14 protein-coding genes are annotated in these 20,918 nt (G+C 40.4%); all 14 read left to right on the forward strand.

The window, feature by feature from the left end; all coding sequences use genetic code 11:
• Positions 1-97 precede the first annotated feature (97 nt).
• The gene (locus FAZ25_RS05295; protein ID WP_004903580.1) at positions 98-727 is read left to right on the forward strand and encodes a pyridoxamine 5'-phosphate oxidase family protein; all 630 of its coding nucleotides are present in this window, start codon (positions 98-100) and stop codon (positions 725-727) included.
• Positions 728-956: 229 nt separating this feature from the next.
• Positions 957-2,363 carry an NAD-dependent succinate-semialdehyde dehydrogenase gene (locus FAZ25_RS05300; RefSeq protein ID WP_099044661.1) on the forward strand — a complete coding sequence of 469 codons (1,407 nt, stop codon included), beginning with the start codon at positions 957-959 and terminating at the stop codon, positions 2,361-2,363.
• A gap of 91 nt (positions 2,364-2,454) precedes the next feature.
• On the forward strand, positions 2,455-4,485 hold the full coding sequence (gene recG, locus FAZ25_RS05305) for an ATP-dependent DNA helicase RecG (protein ID WP_146972678.1): 2,031 nt from the start codon (positions 2,455-2,457) through the stop codon (positions 4,483-4,485).
• Positions 4,486-4,526: 41 nt separating this feature from the next.
• Positions 4,527-7,124 carry a DNA mismatch repair protein MutS gene (gene mutS, locus FAZ25_RS05310; RefSeq protein WP_146972680.1) on the forward strand — a complete coding sequence of 866 codons (2,598 nt, stop codon included), beginning with the start codon at positions 4,527-4,529 and terminating at the stop codon, positions 7,122-7,124.
• A gap of 28 nt (positions 7,125-7,152) precedes the next feature.
• On the forward strand, positions 7,153-9,150 hold the full coding sequence (gene mutL / locus FAZ25_RS05315; protein ID WP_192269107.1) for a DNA mismatch repair endonuclease MutL: 1,998 nt from the start codon (positions 7,153-7,155) through the stop codon (positions 9,148-9,150).
• Positions 9,151-9,190: 40 nt separating this feature from the next.
• Positions 9,191-9,694, forward strand: coding sequence for a DUF1456 family protein (locus FAZ25_RS05320; protein ID WP_004904741.1), 504 nt, complete (start codon positions 9,191-9,193; stop codon positions 9,692-9,694).
• A 68-nt stretch (positions 9,695-9,762) separates the two neighbouring features.
• Positions 9,763-10,191 (forward strand): nucleoside-diphosphate kinase, encoded by a 429-nt coding sequence (gene ndk, locus FAZ25_RS05325; RefSeq protein WP_192269109.1) that lies wholly within the window; start codon positions 9,763-9,765, stop codon positions 10,189-10,191.
• A gap of 101 nt (positions 10,192-10,292) precedes the next feature.
• Entirely contained in the window at positions 10,293-11,171 is an 879-nt protein-coding gene (murB, locus tag FAZ25_RS05330) for a UDP-N-acetylmuramate dehydrogenase (RefSeq protein ID WP_192269110.1), read from the forward strand.
• Between the two features lie 3 nt (positions 11,172-11,174).
• Positions 11,175-13,271, forward strand: coding sequence for a Na+/H+ antiporter (locus FAZ25_RS05335; protein WP_004904739.1), 2,097 nt, complete (start codon positions 11,175-11,177; stop codon positions 13,269-13,271).
• A gap of 50 nt (positions 13,272-13,321) precedes the next feature.
• Positions 13,322-14,137, forward strand: a complete 816-nt coding sequence (gene cdaA / locus FAZ25_RS05340) for a diadenylate cyclase CdaA (protein WP_004903559.1) — start codon at positions 13,322-13,324, stop codon at positions 14,135-14,137.
• A complete protein-coding gene (locus FAZ25_RS05345; protein ID WP_192269112.1) occupies positions 14,134-15,186 on the forward strand; it encodes a YbbR-like domain-containing protein in 1,053 nt (350 codons plus the stop codon). Before cdaA ends, FAZ25_RS05345 begins: the two co-directional genes overlap by 4 nt.
• An 18-nt stretch (positions 15,187-15,204) precedes the next feature.
• Entirely contained in the window at positions 15,205-16,572 is a 1,368-nt protein-coding gene (gene glmM, locus FAZ25_RS05350) for a phosphoglucosamine mutase (RefSeq protein ID WP_192269114.1), read from the forward strand.
• An 85-nt stretch (positions 16,573-16,657) separates the two neighbouring features.
• Positions 16,658-17,359, forward strand: a complete 702-nt coding sequence (gene rnc, locus FAZ25_RS05355; RefSeq protein WP_192269115.1) for a ribonuclease III — start codon at positions 16,658-16,660, stop codon at positions 17,357-17,359.
• Positions 17,360-17,362: 3 nt separating this feature from the next.
• Positions 17,363-20,917, forward strand: coding sequence for a chromosome segregation protein SMC (gene smc / locus FAZ25_RS05360; protein ID WP_192269117.1), 3,555 nt, complete (start codon positions 17,363-17,365; stop codon positions 20,915-20,917).
• Position 20,918: the final 1 nt, after the last annotated feature.

Below are 20,918 nucleotides of genomic sequence, written 5' to 3' on the forward strand. Positions count from 1 at the left end.
AAAGTAATGAAAAAGCGCGTTGTCAAAATTGGCAACGCGCTTTTTCATTTCATCTTAATCCAACAAAATGTTAGCATAGAAACTAAAGGAGATTAAGATGTATACGAAACGATTTGTGCAACTATTCGTTATTTTTCTTGTGACAATGTTTATTGCCACGTTTATTTTGCAACAATTAAACATACAGGGATATGTTTATCAAGCATTAACCTTGACGATAGTGGGGTATATTATTCTCACAATTCCACTGACCATTTTGACCATATTAAAGCAACGCAAAAAATTTAATAATTCGACGTCGAACCAGTCAAAAGACATGCTACAAAAGACATTAGAGACGTTGGAAAATGTGATGGTGCTATCAACCGTATCTGAAAGTAAGGCGCTAACAACCAGTGTGATTACTTTCAAGCAATCACGGAGTGAATCAAATGTTTTTTACCTTGTTACAGCTGGTGACACACAACGTGTAGCACAAATAAGAGCGACAGGACGGGCCGCGTTTACGACATGGTATCAAGCGAAGACAGGGCAGCGTATCAGTTCGAATCAAGTCACTGCTACAATTATTGACGACAGAGAGTTACAACATACGTTAGATAAACACCCAGAAATTAAAGAATTATCAGATGATTTTAGTCATCAAGTGATTATTAAATTGCGTGTGCATACTTTAATCATTGAGTCCTTTAGAGACCAGCCACGCGTGATGACTTTTGAAAATTGACTAGGTTGATGTAGAAATTACTTTGTGATAAAAAATAAAAACAACTTGTGAATAGCTTTTTATTTTGTTAATCGTTTGCTTTTATTTATATGACTTATCTGGCTAATATAATTTGTGAATTGGTGTTATAAAAGTTAGTGAAAAAACTTTTATTTTGATATTAGAAGGACTATAATGAAATTGTTGTTAAGTAGTTATGCAATCTGTATTGAAAGAAAGGTCGAAAAACATGAGTTACCAAACAGTTAATCCGTTTACAGCTGAAGTTATTAAGACATTCGACAATCATGATGATGCCTATGTCGAAAATGCACTTGCCAAAGGCCATGCCTTATACAAAAAATGGCGTAATGATCCGGTTGAAAGTCGTGCAGCAGCCCTTAATAAGGTTGCAGATGTCATGGCAGAAAAAGCCGATGAGCTTGCTAAAATTTTGACACTTGAAATGGGTAAGCGCTTTTCTGAAGCACAAGGAGAAGTGGCAATTAGTATCGCTATTGCGCGATACTATGCAAAAAATGCAGCTGAATTCCTTAAGCCAAAAGAAATCGCATCAGCCATTGGGCCGGCACAAACAATTTCAAGACCAACTGGTGTACTACTAATGGTCGAACCTTGGAATTTCCCATACTATCAAATTATGCGTGTGTTTGCACCGAATTATATGGCAGGCAATCCTATGGTTCTCAAGCACGCTAGTAATACGCCAATGGCTGCGGATGCTTTTGAAAAACTCGTTCAGGAAGCCAACTTGCCAGAAGGCGCCTTTACCAACTTATTTATAGACTATGATCAAGTCAGTCAGATTATTGCCGATGAACGTGTTCAAGGCGTGGCACTCACAGGTTCTGAAAGGGCCGGCCAGCTAGTTGCTTCTGAAGCAGGAAAGAATATGAAGCAGAGTTCGCTTGAACTCGGTGGTAGCGATCCGTTCATTGTATTGGATGATGCAGATTTATCAGAAATTAAAAAAATTATTAGCGGTGCACGGCTATACAATGCGGGCCAAGTCTGCACATCTTCTAAGCGTTTCATTGTAACAGAAAAGAATTATGATGCTATTGTAGATATGCTAAAGACAGCCTTTTCAGAGGCTAAGTTAGGTGATCCGATGCTACCAGAAACAACATTAGCACCACTTAGCACGGTGAAAGCAAAAACAAATTTGACCAAGCAAGTCAAAGCAGCTGTTGAAGCTGGCGCAACGTTAGCATTTGGTGACGTTGAACAAAATCAGCCAGCAGCTTTGTTTGAACCAGTTATTTTAACTGATATTACAAAAGAAAATCCAGCATTTTACCAAGAGTTCTTTGGTCCTGTAGGACAGGTGTATAAAGTTCGCGATGAAGCGGAAGCTATTGCGCTAGCAAATGATTCACACTACGGTTTGAGCGGCGTTGTCTTTGGTGGCTCAGCAGAACATGCTGCCGAAGTTGCTTCACAAATTGAGACAGGTGTTGTCTTCGTGAATAGTTTTGGTGGCACATTACCTGAATTACCATTTGGTGGTGTAAAAAATTCCGGCTATGGTCGTGAGCTCGGTGACTTAGGCATTGACACCTTTGTCAACAAGGAAACAATTGTGACAAAACACGAACCAATTGATCTAGATGATGCCTTTGGCGGTTTTGTCTAATCGCTATCTAAAAGCAGTGTTATTATTAAAAGCCTAAGCGGTGACCTTATCTTGGTCGCCGTTTTTTGAGTTAAAATGTTACAATAATAGCATGATGACACGTGATGATAATGTGAATGTATTGCCTGGTGTTGGGCCAAAAAGGCTCGAGGCATTACATGAAATTGGTATTTTTACAATTGAAGATTTAGTCACTTATTTTCCTTTTCGCTATGAAGATTTAGGTGAGCGGGTGCCCTCTGAAACGTTAGATGGGGACAAAGTGACATTTAAAGGGATTGTTAGTACACCAGCTGTAATGACACGTTTTGGCAAAAAAACACAGACACGTTTTGGATTGTTAATTGCCCATGAAAATATTCGTGTCACTTTTTTTAATCAGCCTTGGATTATGCAAAACATCATTGTTGGTGAGGAAATTGCAGTTTACGGCACATATAACGCTGCAAAAGCTGCTATGACAGGCATAAAAATGATTAATGCTTCGGTCGATGGGCTAGATCCTATCTACCCAGCAACCAAGCAAATTGCTGCTAAAACAATTCGACATTTGATTGAAATCGCTTGGTCTGAAGTCAGGGGAACAATACCGACACTTGTGCCGGAAACTATCCGACAAAAGTATCGTTTATTGGATCGCAATACCCAGATTGAAAATATGCATTTTCCAGTCGACATGGCTGCAGCGAAAGCAGGTCGTCGCAGTGCCGCATTTGAAGAGTTTTTCATTTTTCAAATGCGACTACAGTTACTAAAATTAGCAGACCAAAACTTTGCCGGAGAAGGTATTGATTATGATGAGACGGCGCTAGTTAATTTTGAACAAGCTTTGCCATTCGAGCTGACAGCTGCACAGCAAAAAGTTATTCAGGAAATACTTCAAGATCAAAAAAGACCGCGACACATGAACAGACTCTTACAGGGAGATGTGGGTTCAGGAAAAACGGTTGTAGCTGCTATGGCCATGTACGCAGCGGTGACGGCTGGTTGTCAGGCGGCAATTATGGCACCAACAGAAATTTTAGCGCAGCAACATGCGATGAATTTAGCCCAATTATTTGATAATGCTGGTGTTAACGTACGTGTTGAATTGCTAACTAGTGGGCTAAAAGTAGCAGCTCGTCGTCATTTATTAGAAGATCTTGAAAACGGTGCAATTGACATTTTGGTTGGGACACATGCGTTACTACAACCAGATGTTGCCTTTCATCATCTCGGTTTAGCTGTTATTGATGAGCAACACCGGTTCGGGGTTAATCAACGCGCAAAATTACGTGAAAATGGGGTTAATCCTGATATTTTAGCCATGACGGCTACGCCTATTCCACGGACATTGTCTATTACAGCTTATGGGGAAATGGATATTTCAGTCATTGATCAATTGCCCAGTGGGCGAAAGACCATACAAACAAAACGATTGCGTCACAATCAGTTAGATACAGCATTGGACTTTGTTAAACAGCAAATTGACCTGGGTGCCCAAGCTTATATTGTCACACCGTTAATCGAGGAATCCGAATCGCTGGATGTACAAAACGCTACTGCTATGTATGAAGCGATGCAACTTGAATTACCTCAATATCAGATTGGTTTATTGCATGGTCGTTTATCGAATGATGAAAAAAAGCAGTTAATGCAAGATTTCAAAGCTAATCGCATTCAAATTCTGGTGGCAACGACAGTCATTGAAGTAGGTGTTGATGTACCTAATGCTAGTGTGATGCTAATTTTAGATGCGGATCGTTTTGGCTTGGCGCAGTTGCATCAGTTGAGAGGGCGTGTCGGGCGTGGTAAGCGACAGTCATACACAATTCTCGTAGCTGATCCTAAAACTGATTATGGAACTGCACGTTTGGATGCTATGGTTGAAACAACAGATGGGTTTGTTTTAGCGCAACGGGATTTGGCCTTGCGAGGTGCTGGCGATATTTTGGGCACGAAACAATCGGGTGTGCCAGAATTTAATGTTGGAGACCCAGTAAAAGACTTGCGAATGTTAGAGATTGCCCAACAAGAAGCCATCGCTATCGTGAATGATAAAACATGGGATCAAGCGCCAGCAAATCAAGCGTTGGTTAATTATTTATCTCGGACAATGGCGCAGTATCGACACTTTGATTAAACATACAAACAATTGAAATGAATTGAGGAGATAACTTTTTTATGGGTAAAATAGCTGATACCCCAATGATGGTGCAATATCATGAGATCAAGGCACAATATCCAGATGCTTTTGTTTTTTATCGGTTAGGCGATTTTTATGAATTATTTGAAGAAGATGCTATTCAGGGTGCTAAAATACTTGAGCTCACTTTAACGGCACGGAATAAAAATTCTGAAAATCCAGTACCAATGGCGGGAATACCACATCATGCGGCCCAAAACTATATCGATATTTTAGTAGACCAGGGTTATAAGGTAGCTATTGTTGAACAAATGGAGGATCCAGCAGTTGCTAAGGGGATGGTCAAGCGTGATGTGGTTCAACTTGTCACACCGGGCACAAAGATGGCGGATGGTGCTGGCGGAGATAAACAAAACAATTACTTAGCCGCAGTATTACCAGCAAAAAATGTTTGGTCTATTGCCTATGTGGATTTGTCAACGGGTGAGTTACGTGCTACCACAACGGGCCGATTTGAAGATGTCATGGATGAGTTAAGTTCATTAGAGGTTAAAGAAGTTGTTTTATCTAAAAATGATGTTGCAACAACCGAACAACAAATTGCGAGTCAGTTAGGTGAACGTGGGATTGTCATTTCAACGCAAGGCACAGCGGAACCTAGTGCAACTGTTAGCTTTTTGACGCAAGCACTTAAAGTAACTTCAGAAATTGAAGCAACGACAATATTGCTGAATTATATTTTTGATACCCAGCGGCGCAGTCTGGATCATATTGTACCAGCCACAAGTTATGAACGGCTTAAATTTTTAAAGTTTAATCAAGATACACGCAGTAATCTGGATTTAGTTGAAAATATGCGTACCAAGAAAAAAGCAGGTTCGCTGCTTGGGCTCATTGATCGTACAAATACGGCAATGGGCGGGCGTTTACTTAAACAATGGTTGTTGAAACCACTACGTGAAAGTAGCGATATTGAAGCACGTTTAGACCTAGTACAGTCGTTTCAAAATGATTTTTTAACACGTGGGGCATTGCAAGACCACTTAAAATCGGTTTACGATTTGGAACGATTGGCAGCGCGTGCCGCAATGGGCACTATGAATGCACGTGAACTTGTACAACTCAAGCGGTCATTACGGGCGATTCCTGGGATTAAATCTGTTTTATTACAAGCTGACACGACACTTTCCAATGCCGGGCAGCAATTAGATGACATGACAGATTTGGCTGATTTAATTGATGTGGCTATTGTTGATGAGCCACCCGTTAGTGTGCGTGAAGGCAATATCATAAATGACGGTTTTGATGAACGGATTGATGGCTATCGACAAGTTTTAAAAGATAACCAGCAGTGGTTAGCGCAATTAGAAATAGATGAACGTGCACAAACTGGTATTAACTCTTTAAAAGTAGGTTACAATAAGAACTTTGGTTATTATATTGAGGTGACCAAAGCAAATATTGGTCGCTTAGCCACTGACCGCTACCAACGTCTACAAACGTTAACTAATGCTGAACGTTTTGTGACACCAGCCCTTAAACAGCATGAAAGCCTGATTATTGAGGCCCAAGCGAAACGCACAGAGCGAGAGTATGAATTGTTTGTCACCGTGCGTGAACATGTCAAATCTGATATATCTCGTATTCAAACACTTGCACAACATATTGCGCGATTAGATGTGTTATCGTCATTAGCAGATGTTGCTGATAATCAACGCTTTGTTAGACCAACATTTACAAATCAACATGTCATCAATATTATGCAGGGGCGTCACCCCGTTGTAGAGTCGATATTAGACGCAGGTGATTTCGTTGCCAACGATGTTATACTCGATGAATCAATTAATATGCAATTAATTACTGGTCCAAATATGGCTGGAAAATCAACTTACATGCGTGAATTGGCTTTAATTGTGATTTTAGCTCAAATGGGGAGCTTTGTTCCAGCAGATGTTGCCGAATTACCAATTTTTGATCAGATTTTTACGCGTATTGGGGCTAACGATGATATGGCCATGGGTCAGTCAACCTTTATGGTTGAAATGGCAGAAGCTAATGATGCGCTGCAGCAAGCAACAGCAAATTCACTTGTTTTATTTGATGAATTAGGCCGTGGTACAGCAACTTATGATGGTATGGCTTTGGCTCAAGCAATTATAGAGTTTTTAGATAAACATATTCACGCTAAAACATTATTTTCAACGCATTACCACGAACTAACAGTTTTAGCAGATAATCATACAAGCATTGAAAATGTTCATGTTGGTGCTGTCGAAGATGATGAAGGACAATTACATTTTCTCCATCAGATACAATCGGGTCCAGCCGACAAATCTTACGGTATTCACGTCGCAGCATTAGCAGGTCTACCAAAAGAGCTGATTGATAATGCAACAAGCATTTTGCACGATTTAGAGGCTGGCAAGATGATTGTGACGCAAACAAATGATCAAGTGGCATCAGCTGTGATACAACCAGATGCTCATTTATCCGAGCAAGTCGCTTTGTTTGATATGACTGTACCGGATGACAAAACACAAAAAATTCTGGATGCGCTAGACAATTATGATATTCTGAACATGACGCCAGTAGATGCGATAAATGCACTTAACCGTTTGAAAAAAATGAGAAGTTAGGAGAGATGCGTCGCGGCGCAAAATAGTTATGGGTAAAATACATGAACTATCAAATTTATTAGCTAACCAGATTGCTGCCGGAGAAGTCATTGAGCGACCGGCTAGTGTGGTAAAAGAATTAGTAGAAAATGCAATTGATGCCGGTGCCACACAAATTGACATCGTGGTTGAAAATGCAGGTGAAACATTTATTCGTGTTGTGGATAATGGTGCTGGAATAGACCCAGTCGATGTCCCACTCGCTTTTACGAGGCATGCAACCAGCAAAATTACAGACAGGCATGATCTCTTTAATATCGTCTCTTTAGGGTTCCGTGGTGAAGCACTACCTTCCATTGCCGCAATTGCTGACGTTGAATTGCGCACAAAAACAACTGAAACAGCAACTGGCTTAAACTACCATATTAAAGGTGGAAAGGAAATTAGTGCTACGCCAGCTAATGGCCGTCGTGGGACGGTGATTACCGTGCGTGATTTATTTTATAACACACCTGCTCGTTTAAAATATCTTAAAAAACATCAAACAGAGTTATCAAAAATTGTCGATATTATTAATCGCCTAGCATTGTCATATACAGGCATTGCTTTTACAGTAAGCGCTGATGGCCGCTCATTGCTAAGAACAACTGGCAATGGCAATCAACAACAGGTAATTGCTGGCATTTATGGCCGTGATAACGCACAAAAGATGCTAGCAATTACCGGTGAAAATGACGATTTTAACATAACAGGATTTATTTCCCTACCAGAATTAACACGTGGTTCACGTGAATATTTGACGGTATTAGTTAATGGTCGATATATTAAAAATTTTGCTGTCTCAAACGCTGTCATTCGTGGATATGGCTCAAAGTTAATGGTTGGCCGCTTTCCTATGGGTGTTATTAACATTAATACGAATCCATTACTCATTGATGTCAATGTGCACCCACAGAAATCTGAAATTCGTTTATCAAAAGAAACCGAATTAGCCGAATTGTTAGTCACAACCATTAAAAATCGGTTAGCTGAGGAAAATCTTATTCCAGATGCGTATGAAACACTTTATGGGCAACAAAATAAACAACAGAATACACAAAACACTTTCACACCAAAGGCACCATGGATTGCAGCAGAAGATAGCATGGACGGTCACAATGCTGAAAAAATGTCTTCACAACCGATTAGACGCTCACCAAGTTTGGTGACACCGGTTGAAATCACGAAGCGTGAAGAACTGTCATCTGACCGTGTTCTGACATTTACACAAAAGTATACGAATGAGCTACCACAACCTGTTTTCGAAACTGATAACGTAGTCGAGCAACAGGTGACTGAACCAACAGTAACGTATCAATCTCAATATTCAGAAACTGGCAGTCATAGTCAAGAAACCTTGCCGTTGTCAGAACAAAAGCCAACAGGTTTCCCCGCCTTAGATTATATTGGCCAAATGCATGGCACGTTTTTGTTTGCTCAGAGCGAGGATAGTTTCTTTTTAATCGATCAACATGCAGCGCAAGAACGTGTCAATTACGAGTTTTATCGCGAGCAAATTGGTCAGGTCACCAATGATCAGCAACGTTTGCTAGTACCGATTACAATTGATTATTCAGTTTCCGAGATGCTAGCTATTGCTGACCATCAGCCGGAACTGATGGCACTTGGTTTGCGCCTGGAACCTTTTGGTGCGACGACGATGATTATTCGTGAACATCCAACTTGGTTTGAAAAGGGCCAAGAGGAAGAAACTGTTCGTGAGATGACAGACTGGTTATTACGCGACGGCCAGCTAACGGTTGCGCAATTTCGAGAAAAAGCTGCTATCATGATGAGTTGTAAACGCGCAATTCGAGCAAATATGCATCTGTCTGACACAGCTGCACGACAACTACTAGCACACTTGAGTATGGCAGAAAATCCATATAATTGCCCGCATGGACGGCCTGTGTTAACACAATTTACATTGACAGAAATGGAAAAAATGTTTAAACGTATTCAAGAGTCACACGAGAAATGGGAAAGTTACGATAATCATCCGTTTTAAATAATACTGTCAGTTTGAGATTGGCATTTAGGAGAGAACTATGAATAATAATGATATTGTTATCCGCTTACGTTATGCGCTGAATATCAAAAAAAGCGATTTGATAAAAGTTTTTGCTTTAGGAGGTATGACATTAGACGAAGCAAAAGTTAATGATATATTAACTAAACAAGAGCCTGATAGTAAGCGTGATGATAAGCTCACTATGCAGCAACTAGAAGGATTTATGAATGGTTTAATTATTTCACAGCGAGGCCAAAAAATTGGGGCTGATTTGCAACCCATTGCGCCGACTTTTGACATGGCTAAAGAAGAAGACATTAATAATGTAGTGATGAAAAAATTGAAAATTGCTATGTCTTATACAAGTGATGATTATATGGCCTTTATGGCGAAAGCAGGCATTGAAGTATCTAACTCAGAACTAAGTGCTGTCTTAAGACGGCCAGATCATCGTAATTATAAGCCAGCTGGTGACCGCTATTTGCGAAATATATTAAAGGGGATGGCCATGACCTACCGTCCTGATAACGGCAAATCATAAGCTATTTATTGTATAAATATTCACAATTGTGTAGAATAAGGGTAGTGAAGCTTGTTAAGGAGAATAAAATGACAGAACAGACTTTCATTATGGTAAAACCTGACGGTGTATTACGCGGTAAAATAGGTGATATTATTATGCGTATTGAAAACAAAGGTTACCGTATCGTTGCTATGAAAATGTTGACCCCAACGGCTGAGCTGTTAGCCCAACATTATGCTGAACATGTCAATAAACCTTTTTACCCTGCGCTTGTGGACTACATGACATCTGGTCCAGTTGTCGCAATCATTGCTGAAGGGGAACAAGTTGTTGCCGGGTGGCGTCATATGATGGGCGAAACAAATCCAACCTTGGCAAACCCTGGAACCATTCGTGGCGACTTTGGGCGTGAATGGCAAGCGGAAGCGATGATGAATTTAGTACATGGTTCGGATAGTGTCGCTTCGGCGCAACGCGAAATTAACCTTTGGTTTGCTTTTAAATATGTAGCTTGAAATAGACGAAAATGGGTCTAATTTCAAGCTTTTTTGTTGCATTCTCAGTGCTGATGGTAAAAGTTTGGTAAAATAAAGAATATAGACTCGGAGATTAGAAAATGATATTAAATAACATGACAATACTCGAGAACCAACCACTTGCACCTTTTGCACATACTCAGGTTGGTGGCGTAGTAGACTATTTAGCAATTCCTAAGACGTTAACAGAATTAAAAGAAGTACTGGACTGGGCAAAAAAAGCCCAACATCAAGTGTACATTTTTGGCCGCCTATCTAATCTCGTTGTGCGTAATGGTGGGCTGCGAGGCGTGGTTATCTTATTACATGAGCTGCATACTATTCAAGTCACTGACGATACGATTACTGCAGAAGCAGGCGCAGACCTCATACTAGTTGCTGAGGTAGCCATGGAACATGGTTTGACGGGCTTAGAGTGGGGTGCTGGTATTCCGGGATCCGTTGGTGGTGCCGTTTTTATGAATGCAGGCGCTTACGGCGGACAAGCGGATATGGTCGTTAGTTCAGCCACAGCTATCATGCCTAATGGCACAATTCAGACTTTTTTGGCAGAGGCGCTTGACTTTGGTTATCGTCAATCTATTTTCCAAGAGAATCAAGGGATTATTATTAGTGCTACTTTCTGCTTGACATCAGATGATCAACGCGCAATTAGAGAGCGAATGGATGACAACAATTATCGACGTGCCGATAAGCAACCATTGAATTACCCGTCCAATGGCTCGGTCTTTAAGCGACCGGAAGGATACTTCGCAGGCAAATTAATCATGGATTCCGGTTTGCAGGGTCAGCGTGTTGGTGGCGTTGAAGTCTCCAAAAAGCATGCTGGATTTATGGTGAATGTCGCGCAAGGGACTGGCAATGACTATGAAGATTTGATTCATTTTGTTCAAGACACTGTTCAGGAAAAGTATGGTGTCATGCTCGAAACCGAAGTACGTATCATGGGGGAAAGGTAAGCTATGGCCATACTTGAACTCATTGTTATTCTAATTGTCTCAGTGACCGTTTCAAACGTGATTTCTCATTTTGTACCAGACGTGCCTGTCAGTCTTTTTCAAATTGCGATTGGTCTGATATTGGCTTGGGTATTTGGTGTTTTTATTGCGGTTGACGCACACTGGTTCATGCTTTTATTTGTTGCTCCACTTCTGTACAATGATGCTTGGCGCTTTCCTAAACGAGAGCTGTGGGAGTTACGTGGTCCAATTTTAGGGAATGCCATTCTACTGGTACTATTAACCACACTAGTTGGTGGGTTCTTGATACATTTGTTAATACCACAATTTCCAAAATCAGTCGCTTTAGCACTTGCAGCTGTTGTGTCACCCACTGATCCTGTTGCCGTACAGGCAATTGCAAAACGTGTTAAACTGCCTGCAAATGTGATGCACATTGTGTCTGGAGAAAGTTTGATTAATGACGCTAGTGGCTTGGTTAGTTTTAATACGGCAATTAAGGCAACCGTTGCGGGGACATTCTTACTAACAGATGCCATAGGTAATTTTTTTTGGATGACAATTATTGGCCTAATCGTTGGTTTGGTTTTGGGAAACATTGTTAGTCTGTTACGAGATACTTTTGATCGTGTGGGCTTAACAGATGTGGTCTTTCATACCGTTATTATGTTGTTATCGCCATTCTTGATTTATTGGGCAGCTGAAGATATTTTTCACTCATCAGGTGTGATTGCCGTGGTGGCTGGGGGAATCATTACCAAAATTTTGAGTGATCAACAGATTGATGCGCGTAACCCTGAAATTTCGGTGACAGCAGTGCGCACTTGGGAAATATTTGTTTATTTACTGAATGGCGTTATTTTTGTATTATTAGGCATCGAATTACCGCAAGCAATTGATGTTGTGATTAAAAGTTCGCAAATACATACCGGACGTGCCATTTTTTACGGCATTGCCGTTTGGGTAATTATTTTTGTTATTCGAACACTTTGGGCGTATGGTAATCAAGTGATGTTGTACATTAAAAATGGCGAACATAAGCCAGATATGAAAACGTCGTTAACACTTGGTTTATCTGGTGTACGTGGGGCAGTAACCATGGCCGCTGTTATGACCATTCCAACGGTTGTAGCCGATGGTTCAGAATTTCCACAACGTAATCTTCTCGTATTTGTGGCGGCAGTTGTTGTTATTGTGAGTTTATTGGTTGCTACCATAATGTTGCCATTTGTGACCAAGGAACGGTCAGCCCATGATTTTACGCAACCAGAAATGTTAGATGCAGAAGTAGATAGCACCAGTGAGGCGCACAAAGCAGATTTATCTGAAGCACAAGCACGTATTTTTGCGATGCAGATTGGTATTCAGACGTTACGTGAATCCCAGCGAGATGATAATCGTGCGATAGTTTACGAATTGGTGACACGTAAGCAGGGCACGATTACACAAATCCGTCGCCAAATGCCAATGGCACAAACCAAAAAGCCACTAAGTGATGATTCAGAGTTGCGCCGTGTTGCACTCGATGCACAACGTGATCGCCTGCAACAGCTTTTAGTTAATGAGGAAATATCGCCGTTAACATTTTCATCTCAATCACGACGTTTAGAGCGCTTGGAAAATTTGATTGCTACTGATAAGACATACAGAATGTCAACGCAATGGGCATGGGAACTCATCAGGCGTGGACTACGTAGTATCCGGATATGGTTCTCTGATGAAACAACTGATAAGGTAAAAAAAGAAACCTCGTTAGCAATTCGAGAAACCTCTAAAGCAGCGATAAAAAAATTATCAGAGCATATGACGCGTTATAATGGTGATACGGTGTCTCATCGTATTGAACGGCAAAATGCTTATAATCTAATTGTCGCTTATCGTTATCGGATTGAACATGATAAGCATCTTGATACACCACAACAACGCGAAATCGACGAAAAGCTACGCATGGAGTTGGAATTAAAAGCGCTTAATGTTCAGCGTGAGACAATTCAAAATCTTTATGAACAAGGTAGAATTACGCGACAAGCAGGCATTAACATCAGGCAATTTATTAATTTTGCGGAAACCGCTGCATTAGCTGGTAAAAATGAATCATAGGTGCTTAATATACCATAAGACTTGTTCATAAATTAGGAAAAGGAATTTATATGTTACCATACTTAACAATCAGTAATATGATGCATGCTGTTGATATTGCTATCATTTGGTTTTTACTTTATAAGATTATTCAATTTGTTGAGGGCACACGTGCTTTGCAAATTTTGCTTGGCGTAGGCGCAGTTATCTTAATTAAAGTCATTAGTTGGTATTTGGGTCTAGGAACAGTATCTTGGGTAATGGATCAACTCATTACTTGGGCGCCAATTGCTTTGGTAGTCATTTTCCAACAAGAAATTCGCCGTGGCCTTGAAACATTAGGACGACGATTGACGCTCAGACGTGCACATATTGATAATACGTTTGAGCACCAGCTTATCAAAAGCTTAGATGTCGCATTACAATATATGTCAAAACGTCGTATTGGGGCTTTAATTACGATTCAAAGAGATGCACAACTTGACGAGTACATTAAGACAGGCATTAAGTTAGATGCCTATGTGACGGGGCAATTATTGATTAATACGTTTATTCCTAATACACCCTTGCATGATGGGGCTGTTATTATCAGTAAAGCGCGTGTGGCAGTCGCTTCAGCTTATTTACCATTATCTGAAAGTACACGTATTCCAAAAGAACTTGGTACGCGACATCGTGCAGCTGTAGGTATATCCGAGGCCAGTGATGCTATCACTGTTGTTGTGTCTGAAGAGACTGGCGAAATTTCGATTACACAAAATGGTGATTTATTACGGCATATGGATCAGGAAAGTTATATGAACTTTTTTGAAAAGCAATTCTTAGCTGAACGTACCGCACCTGTTAGGAATCGTCATTGGTGGCAAAGAGGGGGACGTGCACAGTGAAAAAGATTGGACAATCAAAAATTGTAAATCTCGTGATTTCTTTACTTATTGCATTGCTGTTGTTTGCCTATGTTATCAGTACAAAGTCAGGAGTAGCTAATTCAAGGGGAGCAGATAATTTTTCAACATTAATTCCTGAGAAAAAAGCAACGCTAAAAATTCCATTGAATTTGCAGTTTGATAGTGACCGTTATGTTGCAATTGGCGCGCCAACAACTGTACAAGTATCTATTGAGGGGGCAGGCGCTCTAATTTCGGCAGCACAAAGTCGTAATGATATACAGGCTAGTGCTGATTTAAGAGGCTTAGCCCCAGGAAAGCATACCGTTACAATCGCATTGCGCGGTGTGAATTCATCATTGACCTCAACCGTTGATCCTCAGAAGATAACGGTCACTATTGCTAAACGTACTACGACAATATTACCTGTCAATGTGACTTATGATAAAAATGCTATTGCAAAAGGCTATACGGTTAGCGATACAAGTGTTGATCCTAAGCGAGTGACTATTAGTGGCCCTAAGACTAATGTCGAGTCAGTTGCGACAGTGATAGCTCGGGTACCATTGCAAAATGGCGTCAAAGACACTGTGACGCAAAGTACACGGCTTGTTGCCCTTGACAAAAATGGTAACGAAGTAGAGGTTGGATTTAGCCAACGTGTGGTCAATGTGACCGTCAACATTGCACCAGAAGATTCAAAAAAACTACAGTTAAACGCAACGATAAAGAATGGGGATGCGAGTCAGTATCAAGTGACCTTTGACCCTAAAAATGTGACGGCATTCGGCTCTTCTGATATACTTAATGCTATGAATAGCATTAGTGTGCCAGTTGATGTGGCGAATATTCAAAATCAAGGTACTGTCAAAATCAATTTACCAAGCATTGACGGCATTGTTCGCTATGATTCATCGACGGTTACTGCTAACGTGACGCATAATGGTAGCAATACAAATAACGGTGGTTCGTCCGCCAAAGAGTCTACTAGTTCATCAAGCAGCAGTAATAGCAGTAGCAGTAGCAGTGCAAATTCAAGCAGTAAGTAAAGAAAATAGGACAAGAAGATGTCAGAAATTAAGTTAAAATATTTTGGAACAGATGGTGTACGTGGCATAGCTAACGAAACATTAACACCGGAATTGGCATTCCGCTTAGGACGAACTGGTGGGGCAATTTTAACACGCCACGCTGAATCAGATAAAAAGCCGGTTGTTATTGTGGGTCGAGATACACGTATTTCTGGTGATATGTTGCAACAAGCCATGATTGCCGGGTTCTTATCAGTTGGTATTGACGTGTTGCGGTTAGGGGTTATCACAACACCTGCTGTTGCTTTCTTAGTTCAGAATTTGGAAGCAGATGCGGGGGTACAAATCACTGCTTCGCATAATCCTGCTGCTGATAATGGCATTAAATTTTTTGGTAAGGATGGATTCAAGTTATCCGACGAATTGGAATATGAAATTGAACAATTATTGGATTCACCAGAAGACACTTTGCCACGACCAAGTGCTAATGGTTTAGGTGTTGCTAGTAATTATCCTGAAGGTGCTTTGAAGTACATGAGTTTTTTGCAGAAAACCATTCCAACGGATTTATCTGGTATGCAAGTTGCTTTAGATGGTGCTAATGGCGCAACAAGCGACTTACTGCCAAGATTGTTTGCAGATTTAAATGCGGATTTTGTGACTATGGGCACTGAACCCAATGGGCTTAACATTAATGATGGTGTGGGATCAACACATCCAGAAGCACTGGCCGACTTAGTAAAATCTAGTGAAGTGCAAGCTGGCTTAGCTTTTGATGGTGATGGTGATCGTTTAATTGCTGTAGATGAAAATGGCGACATTGTCGATGGCGATAAAATCATGTATATCACTGGCAAATTCATGAATGAACAAGGCCGATTAAAGCATAGTACTGTGGTATCAACTGTTATGAGTAATATCGGCTTTTATAAGGCATTAGCGGCTCATGACATGACGAGTGTGAAAACATCAGTTGGTGACCGTTATGTTATGGCTGAAATGATTAAGTCTGGATACAATTTAGGCGGCGAACAATCTGGTCATATTATTTTTAGAGATTGGGCAACTACTGGTGATGGCCTGCTGACAGCATTACAATTATTGTATGTTATGAAAGAAACTGGCCAAAAATTATCTGAATTAGCTGCTGATGTCCAAGTTTACCCACAAAAATTAGTTAATATCGCAGTTGCTGATAAAGTTGCTATACAAAAAAATCCAGCTGTCCTCGCAAAAATTGCTGAAGTAGAAGCTGAAATGGCTGGCGATGGTCGCGTGCTAGTTCGCCCGTCTGGCACAGAATCGTTACTACGTGTTATGGCGGAAGCACCAACAACTGAACTAGTTGAGAAATATGTTGAAGCTATTGCAGCGGTTGTAAGAGATCAAGCAAATGTATCATAAAGTAAGGAAGTGCCAAGTTTATTAAAAACGAGGTGCTTTTTTTGATATAATAAAGTGTAAAACTATATTTTCAAAGGAAAAAACCGTGTCACAAGACAGTTTTAAACAATATTTATTATCAGAGTTCAACATTCAATTTAATAATGAGACATTGTTGCTCGAAGCACTAACACAACGTAACTATCTGAATGAACATCCTAATGAACCAGGACGTGATTATCAAAGACTAGAGTTTTTAGGTGATTCAGTCATGCAGGTTTCTGTGGCAGAGTATCTTTTCAAGCGCTATCCTAATTGGCATGAAGGGCAATTAACGGAAATGCGTATTGCCATGGTTCAAACACGCTCTTTTGCTCATTTTTCCAGGGTAGCCCACTTAAATGAGGGTATTCGCTTAGGTAAGGGAGAAGAAATGTCGGGTGCACGTGATCGTGATTCCTTATTAGAAGACATTTGGGAAGCTTTTATTGGGGCCTTGTACTTAGATCAAGGATTCGAGGCAGTCAGAAAGTTTTTGGATCAGACATTGTTTGCTGCTGTAGATACGGACTTTTTTGATCGCTTTATTGACTTTAAAAGCCGTTTACAAGAGAAACTACAAAAAAACGGCGCTGTTGATATTGATTATCGGACTGAAAATGAACAGCAATTGTCTCATAACGCACAATTATTCGAGGCAAGTGTTTCTGTAGATGATCACGAATTAGCACGTGGAACAGGTAAGTCGATTAAAGACGCCGAAAAAGCGGCAGCGCGAGCGGCACTAAAATTATTGGAAGAAAAATAAGTTATGAAACTTAAATCACTCGAAATCAGTGGCTTTAAGTCTTTTGCTGATAAAACAATTATTGAATTTATGCCGGGTATGACAGGTATTGTTGGCCCCAATGGTTCTGGTAAGTCAAATATTATTGAAGCGATGCGTTGGGTAATGGGCGAGCAAAGCGCTAAAGATTTACGGGGCACTAAGATGACCGATGTGATTTTTGGCGGGACAAACATGCGGGGCGCGTTAAATCGGGCCGAAGTCTCAATGACTTTTGATAACACAGATCATTATGTTAATTCTGATTTTAGTGAAATTAGAATTACACGTAAACTTTATCGTTCTGGAGACAGTTCATATCAAATTAACGGTGTTGAAAGTCGCTTGAGAGATGTTCACGATTTGTTCATTGATACCGGTTTGGGCCGTGAGAGCTTTTCTATTATTTCTCAGGGTCGGGTTGAAAGCATATTCAATGCAAAGCCAGAAAATCGGCGTGCCATTATTGAAGAAGTGGCTGGTGTTCATAAATATAAGCAAAATAAGGATCGGGCACAAAAGGAACTCACACAAACGCGGGACAATTTAGCACGTGTTGCAGATATCATACATGAAATTCAAGGGCGGATAGACCCACTCGCAGAACAATCAGCACAGGCAACTGATTATCTAGCACAGAAAGAACGCTTCGAAGCACTTAATCGTTTACAACTCGCCCTGACACATCATGACTTAGAGCTGAAAATTATTGAAGCCACGCGACGTGCTGAATCCAACGACGGGCTTGTCAATCAAGATAAAACTAAACTAGATGTGCTAAATAAAGCCTTGGCCGATAAACGTCAAGAACGTATCAGTGCACAATTATTACGTGATAAACTACAACAAAATATCTTACATGACACGCAAGTACGAGAACGTTTAATTGGTGCGAGCAATTTAAGTGCGCAACAAATCAAGTCACTGAACGATAGTCTAACAATTCAGGCACAACAGATAACACAGTTACAATCAGAACAAGATGATTTAACGAAGAAAAAAGACAGCCTGATAATAGAAAAGCAAAAACTGACAGTCGCTGCAGATGAATTAAAAACGCAACTCAAAAAATTTGACCGGCACCACCAGTTAGCGCAACAAAAAGACACGCAGCAAAAATTAGAACAGAATCGACATAATTATATTGAAGTAATGCAAGATATAGCAACTGTTCATAATACATTGCAGACTGAAGAAAAAGCCAAAAGCAACTTAACCGCGCGCTTGGCTAAATTGACTAATCAATTAGAAAGTGAAACGGCTGCTTTGCACACATTGTCAGCTGATTTACCTAGCAGTGATTCGGAACAACAGACGAGTCAAGTATTAAATGATTTGCAGAAAGCACTCGCCAATTGGCAACAACAAATTGACACTGCAGAAGCAAAATATCAGGCTGATGAACAAAACTGGTACCGATTGTTGAGCGATTTAAATAAGGTACGTAGCCAGTTGGATGCACGCAATGCACTTGATGAATATGCTGGCTTTTATCAAGGTGTTCGTGCATTAATGAAACCAGACATTCGTCAGGCTTATCCAGGCATTCAGGGTGTTGTTGCTGAATTGCTGACAGTACCGGTTGATTACACTTTGGCTATTGAGACTGCATTAGGGGGCGCTTTACAGCAAGTGGTTGTTGATACAACTGATACAGCTAAACAAGTTATTTCTTATTTGACGAAAAAACGTGCTGGTCGTGTGACAATTTTGCCGATGGATACCATGAAACCTCGACAGTTATCGGGACTTTATCATGTTGAGTCAATTAGCGGTTTCATTGGTGTGGCAGCTGACTTAGTGACAATGCCCAAAGATATGCGCCAAATCAAGTCTAATTTGCTTGGACAGACAGTTATTGCTAAGGACCTCGATGCGGCAACACACATTGCAAAGGCTGGGCAGCATCGTTTTCGTGTTGTGACATTAGATGGCCAGATTATTAATACTGGTGGTTCTTTGACCGGTGGTGCGAATCAGAAACAAGGGGCGACTATTTTAAGCCGACAAGCCGAAATAAATCATCTTAATCAACAAGTGGCGCAATTAACAGCCGCATCACAAAAACAAGAAAAGTCATTGCAAGAAGAACGCAAGCGTTTGAACGCGTTAAGAGAAGCTAGTCAGGCTGCAGAAACAAAATATGCAACGGCAAAAAATCAAGTGAACCAAGTAGATTATGAATTGACGCGACAGCAAGATGCCTTAAAACAGCAACAGCGTACAGTTGATGCGCTAAAGTTTGAATTGACTGATATCAAGGCACAACAAGCTGATCTTTTAGAAAAATTAGTTGCTGATGAAAAGTCATTGCAACGCTTAACCAATCAAAAAGCAACGTTAGAGTCAGAAGCTACTGAATTGAAAACAGCGTTAGCACACTTGTCAGAGCAATCACAGGTTGATCAAACACAACAAACGCTTGTTCAGACGCAACATGTTACAATGAAGACACGCGTTGATGGCTTAAATGAGCAGCTTGAACAACTCATTAACCAAAACGACACTGTAACAAATCGTTTGGCGGCATTACAAGCGCAACACAGCGCAATGAAAAAACAGCTTGTTATGGCGCAAGATAACGATGATCATGATGCAAAAGTGGCCAATATATCAGCGCATTTAGTGCAAGCAGAAAAAGATTTTGATAAGCAAACTGAACAGTTTAATAGTTTGACAGATGTCACAATGAGTTTAGAAGAACAATTCGAAGCTCAGCAAGCAAATTTACGAGTGCACATTACAGCTCAGAGTCAGACTGCTGCTGCCTTAGCACGATTGGAAACACAACTAGACAACATTAAAGGGCAATTATTGACACAATACGATTTAGTTGATATTAGTGATGTCTTAGGGCAACACCAAGTTGATGAACTACCAGAAATCACCTCACAATTGACGTTAGTCAAAAAAAGTTTGGATGAGATTGGATCGGTTAATATTGGCGCTATTACTGAATATGAAGAAGTTAAAACTAGATTTGATTTTCTAAATCAACAGCGAGATGATTTACAGTTAGCCAGCGATACGCTGTTACAGACCATTGATGAAATGGATGAAGAGGTGCAAGTGCGATTTAAAGCAACCTTTGACCAAATCGCGACACATTTTTCAGCAGTATTTTCTAAAATGTTTGGTGGCGGCCGAGCAGAAATTCGACTGACAGATCCAAAACATTTATTAACAACAGGCATCGATATTATTGCACAACCACCTGGTAAAAAGTTCCAACAAATGAGCTTACTTTCTGGTGGTGAAAAAGCTTTAACTGCTATTACGCTTCTATTTGCTATTTTACAAGTTAGACCGGTACCTTTCGTGGTATTAGATGAAGCAGAAGCAGCTTTAGATGAGGCAAACGTTGACCGCTTTGCGCAATATTTATATCATTTCTCAGGAGAGACACAATTTATTGTAATTACACATCGTAAAGGCACAATGATGAAAGCTAATCTTTTGTATGGGGTTACCATGCAAGAAGCAGGTATTTCCAAAATGATTGCGGTCGATTTAGATAAAGCAAGAGAAAGCGTGGGATAAC

It is taken from the genome of Leuconostoc sp. LN180020 (assembly GCF_014844115.1).
Classification (GTDB): Bacteria; Bacillota; Bacilli; order Lactobacillales; family Lactobacillaceae; genus Leuconostoc; species Leuconostoc citreum.

Bases quoted from the DNA above. Each gene is read 5' to 3' on its own strand.
- FAZ25_RS05295 (WP_004903580.1), top strand. From the start codon at position 98: ATGTATACGAAACGATTTGTGCAACTATTCGTTATTTTTCTTGTGACA.
- FAZ25_RS05300 (WP_099044661.1), top strand. From the start codon at position 957: ATGAGTTACCAAACAGTTAATCCGTTTACAGCTGAAGTTATTAAGACA.
- recG (WP_146972678.1), top strand. From the start codon at position 2,455: ATGATGACACGTGATGATAATGTGAATGTATTGCCTGGTGTTGGGCCA.
- mutS (WP_146972680.1), top strand. From the start codon at position 4,527: ATGGGTAAAATAGCTGATACCCCAATGATGGTGCAATATCATGAGATC.
- mutL (WP_192269107.1), top strand. From the start codon at position 7,153: ATGGGTAAAATACATGAACTATCAAATTTATTAGCTAACCAGATTGCT.
- FAZ25_RS05320 (WP_004904741.1), top strand. From the start codon at position 9,191: ATGAATAATAATGATATTGTTATCCGCTTACGTTATGCGCTGAATATC.
- ndk (WP_192269109.1), top strand. From the start codon at position 9,763: ATGACAGAACAGACTTTCATTATGGTAAAACCTGACGGTGTATTACGC.
- murB (WP_192269110.1), top strand. From the start codon at position 10,293: ATGATATTAAATAACATGACAATACTCGAGAACCAACCACTTGCACCT.
- FAZ25_RS05335 (WP_004904739.1), top strand. From the start codon at position 11,175: ATGGCCATACTTGAACTCATTGTTATTCTAATTGTCTCAGTGACCGTT.
- cdaA (WP_004903559.1), top strand. From the start codon at position 13,322: ATGTTACCATACTTAACAATCAGTAATATGATGCATGCTGTTGATATT.
- glmM (WP_192269114.1), top strand. From the start codon at position 15,205: ATGTCAGAAATTAAGTTAAAATATTTTGGAACAGATGGTGTACGTGGC.
- smc (WP_192269117.1), top strand. From the start codon at position 17,363: ATGAAACTTAAATCACTCGAAATCAGTGGCTTTAAGTCTTTTGCTGAT.